Raw genomic sequence first — 7,026 nt, forward strand, 5'->3', positions numbered from 1 at the left:
GTCCCCCCACCTCGGTGATTCCCCCCGGCCCACCCGCCGGGGGGAATCACCCCTGGACTTCACCCCCTCGTCCCGAGCCGTTCTCCCGGCCCCGGGCGCCGGGAAAATCCCGTCCGGTTGTCACTCGGGTGGTGTAGAAACTCTCTGTCGAACACCAGTCTTCGACAGCTTCTTCACCTTTTCCTAGGGGGACCCATGCGTAAGAGCACGCTTCAGCGTGCCGCCGCGCTCCTGATCGGCGCCGGCGCGATCCTGGCCACCAGCACCACCGGATCCGTCGCCGCACCCGCCGCGGGCAAGTCCGAGAAGCCCGCGCCGGTCGTCCGCACGATGCCGAAGGCGCCCGCCGCCAAGGCCCTCAAGTCCGCTCCCAACGCGGCCCCGTCCGACTCCGAGGCGCCTCAGGTCGCCTTCCTGATGCCGGGCCAGCGGCTGGAGTCGGGCAGCAGCCTGAACGCCGGCAGCACCACCCTGGTGATGCAGACCGACGGCAACCTGGTGCTCTACCTGGTCGCCACCGACGGCTCCCGCATCCAGGCCCTGTGGTCCTCCCGGACCTGGAACAACCCCGGCGCCTACGCCACCATGCAGACGGACGGCAACTTCGTCGTCTACCGCCAGGGCGGCGGCCCCACCACCGGCGGCGGCCTCTGGTCCACCAGCACCTGGAACCACCCCGACTCCTACTTCGCCCTCGCCCTCGGCGACCTGCTGGTCGGCCCCCGCACCGGCGGGGACCCGTTCTGGAGCAACGGGACCGGGGCCCTCCCCGAGGTCGTCAACGGCGCGTACACCGGCAAGCCGTCCAGCAAGATCGAGTCCGACCTTGGGCTCCTCGGCGGCATGTGGGTGGAGTCCCGCACCACCATCCTGCTCAAGCAGAACGACGGCAACGTGGTGCTCTACCGCAAGTCCGACGGCCGGCCGATCTGGTCCACCGGCACCTGGAACCAGCCGGAGAGCTTCGCGTACATGAACCCGGACGGGGCCTTCGAGGTCCTCACCGAGTTCGGCACCCCGTGGAGCACCAACACCCACGGCAACCCCGGCGCCTACGTCATCGCCCAGGAGGACGGCAACTTCGTCCTCTACCGCCAGAACGGCGGCCCCAACGCCGGCGGCGCCCTCTGGTCCTCCGGCACCTGGGGCAAGGCCTGACCCACCACGGGCCCCGGCACCGGGCTGTGAGGACTCGAACGGGCCGGAGGGCGCACTCCTCCCATCGGCCATGAGAAAGGCCCCCTGACCTGCGAAGACGCAGGTCAGGGGGCCTTTCCCCAGCTTGGCGGCGGACGAGTCGGCCTGTACGCCGGGTTCTGTCTCCCGGGGTGCTTGCGCGGCCCGGGGAGGCGGCCATCCATCTAGGGCTGCCGTTGCCGACAGCCTCGTGCGGTCTACCCGCGGACTCGGGCGAGCAGCCCTCGTGCATCCGCGCACGGCGCCCGGGGGCGCCGATCTTGACCTTGCTCCAGGTGGGGTTTACCTAGCCGGCCGAGTCACCTCGGTCGCTGGTGGTCTCTTACACCACCGTTTCACCCTTACCACCGACCGGAGTCGGTGGCGGTCTGCTTTCTGTGGCACTGTCCCGCGGGTCACCCCGGGTGGGCGTTACCCACCACCCTGCTCTGTGGAGCCCGGACGTTCCTCGGCGAGCCCCCGAAGGGACCCGACGCGACCGCCCGGCCGGCTCGTCCGCCGTACTGGTCATCGTAGCCGGTCGGGCCGGGCGGTCAGGACAGCGGCTCGGGGGGCAGAGCGGCGTCCCGGGCGGCCATCACCTCGTCGCCGTGCTCGAAGGCCCACACACCGACCGCCTCGATCGGGGCCAGGAAGCTGCGGCCGAGCTCGGTGAGGCGGTACTCCGGGCGGGGTGACGGGCCGTCAGCGGAGTGCCGGTCGACCAGACCGTTGACGTGGAGCCGGCGGAGGGTCTCGGTGAGGACCTTGGACCTGATGCCGCCGATCAGCTCGCGCAGTTCACCGTGGCGCCGGGGGCCGTCCCGGAGGGCCCGGAGCACCACGGGGTTCCAGGTGTTGGCGAGCAGGTCGAAGCCGAGCCGCGCGCGGCAGTCGGCGAGGAAGGGGTCGTCCGGCACGTACCGAATGGTGCCCGACCGGGTCCCTAGCGTGGTGGTGAACGGTCGAACCCACGTCGGAGAGGGAGCGGTTGATGAGGATCGGGGTCCTGGGTACGGGCGGCATGGCGGAGGCGCTGGCGGCCCACTGGGTGCGGGCCGGGCACCGGGTGACGGTCGGCGGGCGGGACGGGGGCCGGGCGCGGCGGCTGGCGGAGCGGACCGGGGCGGTCGCGGACGGGCTGCGCGGGGCGGCCGCGGGTGCCGAGGCGGTGCTGGTGGCGCTGCCGTTCGGGGCCGGGGCGGAGGTGGTCGGCGGGCTGCGGGCGGAGCTGGCGGGCACGGTGCTGATCGACTGCTCCAATCCGGTCGGGCCCGGCTTCCGACTGCTGACCGAGGGCGGGGCCTCGGCCGCGCGGCTGTTGGCCGGGGCGGCGCCGGAGGCCCGGGTGGTGAAGGCGTTCAACCTCTGCCACCGGGACGTGTGGCGGATGCGGCCGCCGGTGTTCGACGGCCGTCCGCTGGCCGTGCCGCTCTGCGGGGACGACGGCGCGGTCGCGCTGGTGGCCGGGCTGGTGCGGGACACGGGGTGCGAGCCGCTGCCGGCCGGTGGTCTGGAGCGGGCGGGGCTGCTGGAGGCGACGGCCGCGCTGTTCATCGGGCTCTGGATCGGGGAGGGGGCCGACGTGCAGGCCATCGCGCCCCCGGCGGCGTACGCGGCCGGGCCTCCCGCGCGTTCCTGAGGGGTCGTCAGGCCGGGGCGAAGGCGACGGTGCGGGTGGTGGGGTCGGCGAGGGTGAGCCGGACCGTGAGGCGTTCGCCGAGCGGGAGCGGGCCGGGGCCCTCGCAGCGGCCGACCACGGCGGGCTCGCGGAGCTGGACGGTGCCCTTGGCCGGGTGGCGCTCGTCCACGTCGACGACCACGGCGTCGAAGCGCTCGCCCTCGCGGCCGTGCAGCAGCTCGGCCTCGACCAGGTCGACGCAGGCCCGCTCGATCTCCCGGGCCCGGCGGTCACCGCCCTCCAACAGGGCGGGGAGTTCGAGGAGTTGGTCACGCACCCAGGCCGGGGGCTCGGTGCCGCCGGCGATCGCCAGGCAGAGCTCCTGGACGTAGCGATCGCCCAGCCGCCGCAGCGGCGCGGTGCAGTGCGCGTACGGCGCGGCCAGCGCGGCGTGGCCGGGGTCGGCCGGTGGCGCGACGCCGCGGGCCGCGTCGAAGGCGTGGTAGCCCGCGCCGCGCAGCAGGCCGGTGCACTCCTTGAGGAAGGCCGCGTGGTGGGACCGGGCCGGGTCGAGGGAGCGGATCAGGGCGGGGTACGGAGTACCGGGCGGCCATTCCACGTCCAGCGCCTTGGCGGTCCTGCGCAGCCGCTCGTACGCGGACTCGGGGGCGGCGGGCAGGGTGCGGAGCAGGCCGACGCCGGCGTCCAGCATCAGCTCGGCGGCGGCCATGCCGGTGAGCACGGAGATCTGGGCGTTCCAGCCGTCGGCCGGGCGGGGCGCGCGGTAGGCCAGGCGGTAGCCGCCGTCGGCCGGTTCGACCTCCTGCTCGGGGATCGGCAGGCTGACGCCGCCGCGGTCCGCCTCGCGCTGCTCGCGCAGGCGGCCGACCTCGGCGAGCAGCCGGAGCTGTTCGTCGGCGGCGCCGCGGTCGACGGCCTCCTGCACGCCCTGGTAGTCGAGCCGGCGGCGGGAGCGGACCTGGGCGCGGCGGACGTCGGCGAGCAGCACCACGCCGTCGGCGTCGAGGTCCAGCTGCCAGAGCAGAGCCGGTCGCAGCTCGCCGGGGAGCAGGCTGGCGGCGTCCTCGGAGAGCCGGGCGGGGTGCAGCGGGATGCGCAGGTCGGGGAAGTAGAGGGTCTGGGTGCGGCGGTGGGCCTCGGCGTCGACGGCACCGCCGGGGCGGACGAAGGCCGAGACGTCGGCGATGGCGTAGTGCACCCGGTAGCCGCTGCCGCGCCGGCCGAGGCCCATCGCCTGGTCGAGGTCGCGGGAGCCGGGCGGGTCGACGGTGAACAGCTCCAGGTCGGTCGCGTCGAACTCCGGCAGCCTCGGCACCCCCGCCGCCCGCTCCGCCTCCTCGGCGGCCTCCGGCGACCAGCCGCTCGGCAGCTGGAGCCCTTCGCGCAGCTCGGCCAGCTCGCGGTTGATCCGCGCGGAGTCGGCGGCCCTGATCCTCAGCTGTTGACGCGGCATGCTCGCAGCGTACGGCGCCGCCGACCTGACGGCCCGTCGGACCGCCCGGGGCACTCCCCCCGGGGGGCGGCCCACCATCCGGGAGACAGAACCCGGCGTACTGGCCGACCCGCTGCCTGACGCCCCGTCGAGCGGGCGGACCCGCCGGACGGACACACCCGCAGGGGGTGGTGGCAGGACCCGGCACGCCTGCCGGCCCACCACCTGAGGACCCTTCGGGGCCGCCCCGGCACCCCGGCGGGCAGACCTCCGGACGGACACGCCTCCGGACGGACACGCCTCCGGGCGGACACGCCTCCGGCCGGGAGATCCCGCCCCGTCGCGATCTCGCCCGCCTGACGACCCGTCGGAGCGCCTCCGGTGCGCCCCACGGCGGGCGGGATGCGGGGCGGCGGGCGGAGACTGGGTGCGTGGAGCTGGTGGAGCGGCGGGCCGTCCTCGCCGGGCTGGCCGGGTTGTTGGAGGCCAGGGCGGCGGAGCTCGGGCCGGCCGGGGCGGCGGAGGCGGCGGACCGGTGGCGGCAGGGTGGTGCGCTGCGGCGGGTGCTCGGTGACCGGGCCGGTGAGGGCGAGGACCTGCGGCGGGCGGCGCGTGCGCTGTGGCGGTGCGGGCGGGGTGAGGAGGCCGGGCGGGCGGGGCGGCGGGCGGCGGAGCTGCTGACGGGAGCGGCGGCGGCCCGGGCGTACCTGGATCTCGCGGAGGCGGCCGGGGCGGCGCAGGACCTCGTGGCGGTGGCGGCCTGGGCCCGGCGGGCGGTCGCTGCGGACGGGAGGGTGGCGGCGCGGGCCCGTTGGGAGCTGGCGCTGGCCCGGGTGGTGGCCGGGGGCGGGGAGTGGGGTGCGGTCGAGGCGGGGTGCGGGGTGGAGGGCGTCGAGGAGGCCGCCCGGAGGGGTCTGGCGGTCGGGGAGCTGGCCCTGCTGCACGGCGATCCGGCCCGGGCCGGACGGGCCCTCGAACGGACGGCGGCCCACTGCCGAGAGCACGGCCTGACGTGGCAACTCCAGGAAGCGGAGGCGCAGTTGGTGCACCTTCGACTGTGCGAGGGCCACTGGCGGGAGGCGGTGCGGGCGGCCGACGAGGCGCTGCGCGTGCCGGGGCTGCCGCTGCCCGCCAGGGTGCGGACGCTTCAGGTGGTGGGCACCGTGCGGGCCAGGCGCGGGGAGCCGGGGGTGTGGGGGCCGTTGGACGAGGCGGTGGCGGCGGCCGATCCGGTGGATCTGCGGCTGCTGGGCCCGGTGTGGGTGGCGCGGGCCGAGGCGGCCTGGCTCGGCGGTGACGAGGAGCGGGCGGCGGCCGAGGCCCGGCACGGCCTGGCGATGACCGGCGGACGCGGTGCCCCCTGGCTGGCGGGGGCGCTCGCCGTCTGGGTGCGGCGCAGCGGCGGCCGCGTGCCGCAGCTCCGGGCGGCCGGGCCGTACGCGGCGGAGCTGGCGGGCGCCCGAGCGGCTGCCGCGCGGGCCTGGGAGCGGCGCGGCTGCCCGTACGAGGCGGCGCTGGCCCGGCTGGGTGGCGATGCGACGGCGGTCCGCCGGGCCCTGGCCGGCTTCGAGGCGGCCGGGGCCCGGGCAGCGGCCTTCCGCGCCCGGGCCCGCCTGCGGGCGCTCACCGCCTCCGGCGGAGCGGCGCACACCCCCTGAACGCGCCGGACCGTCGGCCTCGCGCCGCAGCCTTCCGCGCGCTCCCCCGGGCGCTCGGCGCCCCCGGCGGTGTGCCGTCCAGGCCCCGCGCCCGTCGGAGCAGGGGCGTCGACCTCCCGAGGCCCGGCACGAGGGCGGGCGGCGGGCCCGTACAGTTGCAGGGTCCGCTGCCACAGACTGTTGAAGGGTGTCGCCGTGCTGGTGCTGTTGCCGCCGTCGGAGGGGAAGGCCGCTGCGGAGGCCGGGGTGCCCTTGGAGTTGGACGGGCTGTCGCTGCCGGGGCTGACGGCGGGGCGGCGGGCGGTGCTGGACGCGCTGGTCGGGCTCTGCCGGGGGGACGAGGAGACGGCGCGCGAGGTTCTCGGGCTGAGCGAGGGGCTGCGCGGGGAGGTGGCGAAGAACGCCGGGCTGCCGACGGCGGGGGCGCTGCCGGCGGGCGAGGTGTACACGGGGGTGCTGTTCGACGCGCTGGGGCTGGCGAAGCTGGACGAGGCGGCGTACGCGCTGGCCGAGCGTTCGCTGCTGGTCTTCTCGGGGCTGTGGGGTGCGGTGCGGATCGGTGACCGGATCCCGCCGTACCGCTGCTCGATGGGCGTGAAGCTGCGGCCGCTGGGGGCGCTCGGAGCGTACTGGCGGCGGGAGATGGCCGAGGTGCTGCCGGAGGCGGCGGGCGAGGGGCTGGTGCTGGACCTGCGCAGTGCGGCGTACGCGGCGGCGTGGAAGCCGGCCGGGGCGGTGGCGGCGCGGACCGCGACCGTGCGGGTGCTCCAGGAGCGCGAGGTGAACGGGGAGTTGAAGCGCTCGGTGGTGAGCCACTTCAACAAGGCCACCAAGGGCCGGTTGGTCCGTGACCTGCTGAACGCGGGTCAGGAGCCGGCCTCCCCGGGCGAGTTGGTGGACGCGCTGACCGGGCTCGGCTACCGGATCGAGGTCCTGGCGGAGGGTACCGCCCGCAAGCCCTGGCAGCTCGACGTGGTGGTCACCGAGATCCACTGAGCCGGGCGCATTTGAGCCTCCGTACTCAGAAGGCATCTCATTTGGAGAGCCGTCGGGTGCAGATGAGGGCTGCGGCGATGCTGGCGAAGGCGGCGAAGTGGTCGGCCTTGCGTTCGTAGCGG

At 76.0% G+C, this 7,026-nt stretch carries 6 protein-coding genes and 1 other RNA gene; 4 read left to right on the plus strand and 3 right to left on the minus strand.

Going from position 1 to position 7,026, the window contains the following annotated elements; translation table 11 throughout:
* The first annotated feature begins 195 nt into the window (after positions 1-195).
* The gene (locus ACWCYY_RS38960) at positions 196-1,158 is read left to right on the plus strand and encodes a hypothetical protein (RefSeq protein WP_449798770.1); all 963 of its coding nucleotides are present in this window, start codon (positions 196-198) and stop codon (positions 1,156-1,158) included.
* Positions 1,159-1,289: 131 nt separating this feature from the next.
* Here ACWCYY_RS38960 and rnpB read toward each other — a convergent pair.
* Both rnpB and ACWCYY_RS38970 read right to left on the minus strand, forming a co-directional pair.
* An RNA gene (gene rnpB, locus ACWCYY_RS38965) (RNase P RNA component class A) lies at positions 1,290-1,691 on the minus strand.
* Between the two features lie 39 nt (positions 1,692-1,730).
* Positions 1,731-2,096: a winged helix-turn-helix transcriptional regulator gene (locus ACWCYY_RS38970; protein WP_449798771.1), complete on the minus strand. Its 366-nt coding sequence runs from the start codon at positions 2,094-2,096 to the stop codon at positions 1,731-1,733.
* Between the two features lie 74 nt (positions 2,097-2,170).
* Here ACWCYY_RS38970 and ACWCYY_RS38975 point away from each other — a divergent pair, with 74 nt between their 5' ends.
* A complete protein-coding gene (locus ACWCYY_RS38975; protein ID WP_449798772.1) occupies positions 2,171-2,818 on the plus strand; it encodes an NADPH-dependent F420 reductase in 648 nt (215 codons plus the stop codon).
* Between the two features lie 7 nt (positions 2,819-2,825).
* On the opposite strand, the gene ACWCYY_RS38980 is transcribed toward ACWCYY_RS38975, so the two are convergent.
* Complete coding sequence (locus ACWCYY_RS38980) at positions 2,826-4,271, minus strand: RNB domain-containing ribonuclease (RefSeq protein ID WP_449798773.1); 1,446 nt, start codon at positions 4,269-4,271, stop codon at positions 2,826-2,828.
* 410 nt (positions 4,272-4,681) lie between these two features.
* Here ACWCYY_RS38980 and ACWCYY_RS38985 point away from each other — a divergent pair, with 410 nt between their 5' ends.
* Both ACWCYY_RS38985 and yaaA read left to right on the plus strand, forming a co-directional pair.
* Entirely contained in the window at positions 4,682-5,908 is a 1,227-nt protein-coding gene (locus ACWCYY_RS38985) for a hypothetical protein (RefSeq protein ID WP_449798774.1), read from the plus strand.
* A 195-nt stretch (positions 5,909-6,103) separates the two neighbouring features.
* Positions 6,104-6,904 (plus strand): peroxide stress protein YaaA, encoded by an 801-nt coding sequence (yaaA, locus tag ACWCYY_RS38990; RefSeq protein ID WP_449798775.1) that lies wholly within the window; start codon positions 6,104-6,106, stop codon positions 6,902-6,904.
* The last annotated feature ends 122 nt before the right edge of the window (positions 6,905-7,026 follow it).

The organism is Kitasatospora sp. NPDC001664 (assembly GCF_053596675.1).

What these genes read in the sequence shown, in the direction of transcription:
- ACWCYY_RS38975 (WP_449798772.1), top strand. Translation starts at nt 2,171, where the DNA reads ATGAGGATCGGGGTCCTGGGTACGGGCGGCATGGCGGAGGCGCTGGCG.
- ACWCYY_RS38960 (WP_449798770.1), top strand. Translation starts at nt 196, where the DNA reads ATGCGTAAGAGCACGCTTCAGCGTGCCGCCGCGCTCCTGATCGGCGCC.
- ACWCYY_RS38980 (WP_449798773.1), bottom strand. Translation starts at nt 4,271, where the DNA reads ATGCCGCGTCAACAGCTGAGGATCAGGGCCGCCGACTCCGCGCGGATC.